The organism is Mesorhizobium sp. M4A.F.Ca.ET.050.02.1.1 (assembly GCF_003997725.1).
Taxonomy (GTDB): domain Bacteria; phylum Pseudomonadota; class Alphaproteobacteria; order Rhizobiales; family Rhizobiaceae; genus Mesorhizobium.
The window spans coordinates 1-1,099 of the sequence record NZ_RZSG01001227.1; the positions used below are offsets into that span (position 1 = coordinate 1).

General features: G+C 61.1%; 2 protein-coding genes. Both read left to right on the plus strand.

The window, feature by feature from the left end:
- Positions 1 to 447: MarR family winged helix-turn-helix transcriptional regulator (locus EOA33_RS36510; protein WP_145989541.1), on the plus strand; the 447-nt coding region annotated here is incomplete at its 5' end.
- 209 nt (positions 448 to 656) lie between these two features.
- A complete protein-coding gene (locus tag EOA33_RS36515) occupies positions 657 to 1,055 on the plus strand; it encodes a hypothetical protein (RefSeq protein ID WP_245482567.1) in 399 nt (132 codons plus the stop codon).
- The last annotated feature ends 44 nt before the right edge of the window (positions 1,056 to 1,099 follow it).

Genomic DNA, 1,099 nt, shown 5'->3' on the forward strand with positions numbered 1-1,099 from the left:
CTTTACATGGAATCGCTGCAGCTGGTGGAGCGCCTGCACCGCCGCCTGCTTGACGTAATCAAGGATGAGTTCGACCGCAACGGCCGTTCCGACATCAACGCCATCCAGGCGCTGCTGCTCTTCAACATCGGCAATTCGGAGCTGACCGCCGGCGAACTGCGCTCGCGTGGCTACTATCTCGGCTCGAATGTCTCCTACAACCTGAAGAAGCTGGTCGACCTCGGCTTCATCAACCACCAGCGCTCGCGCATCGACCGTCGTTCGGTCCGCGTCTCGTTGACTCCGAAGGGCAACGAGGTGGCTGAGGTGGTCGCCGGCCACTACGAGCGCCATGTCGGCTCGATCGAGCAGGTCGGCGGCATCAACACCGACGAGTTCAAGCAGATGAACCGCGCGCTGCAGCGGCTGGACCGCTTCTGGAACGACACGATCGCCTACCGGATGTAAGTGCGCATCCACGCCGAGGGATAGAAGCCGCGCCGCAGAAGCGCGGGCAGGGGATACAGTCGGGGACCGGTGTCGAAAGGCGCCGGTTCCTTTTCCTTTTCGCGATGCAAAGGGACCTTCCGGATGCGCCGCGCCCATCGACAGGGCGTCTGCCCTGTTTGCTTTCGCTGCAGCACTGCCTAATGTCGCTTCCTGGCGAGGGAGCGAACATGGACCTGAAAAACCGTTCAAGGATCTGCTGGGTTGCCGCGGTGCTTCTGTTGATTTCGACCGCGGCTTCCGCCGAGGAGTGGTGGAAGGATTCTTTCGCCGCCGAAGGCAGCGCCCCATGCGACAACAACGATACGATCGTGACATTCACCGACAAGGCGGTGGAGATGTGGGAAGTCGGCTGCTCGCTGGAGAGGGTTCAGAAGATCAAGGGCCTCGATGCGATCGTTCTGGACATGACCTGTTCGGACGGTGAAACCACGGAAACGAGACGCGAACTGCTGCTCAAGCTGCACGACAACAAGGTCATGCGTTATCCTCGACAAGAGGTGTTGCAGCGATGTTCGGAATTGAAGGCGCGGCCAGCTCAGGCTCCGAAGGTCGATACTTCGCCCTGAGGGGCAACGCTCCCTGCAACGCCCATCGGTACGCAGGGCGTGGT

Excerpts from the sequence above, each read along its gene's own strand:
- EOA33_RS36515 (WP_245482567.1), top strand. The coding sequence starts at position 657 with ATGGACCTGAAAAACCGTTCAAGGATCTGCTGGGTTGCCGCGGTGCTT.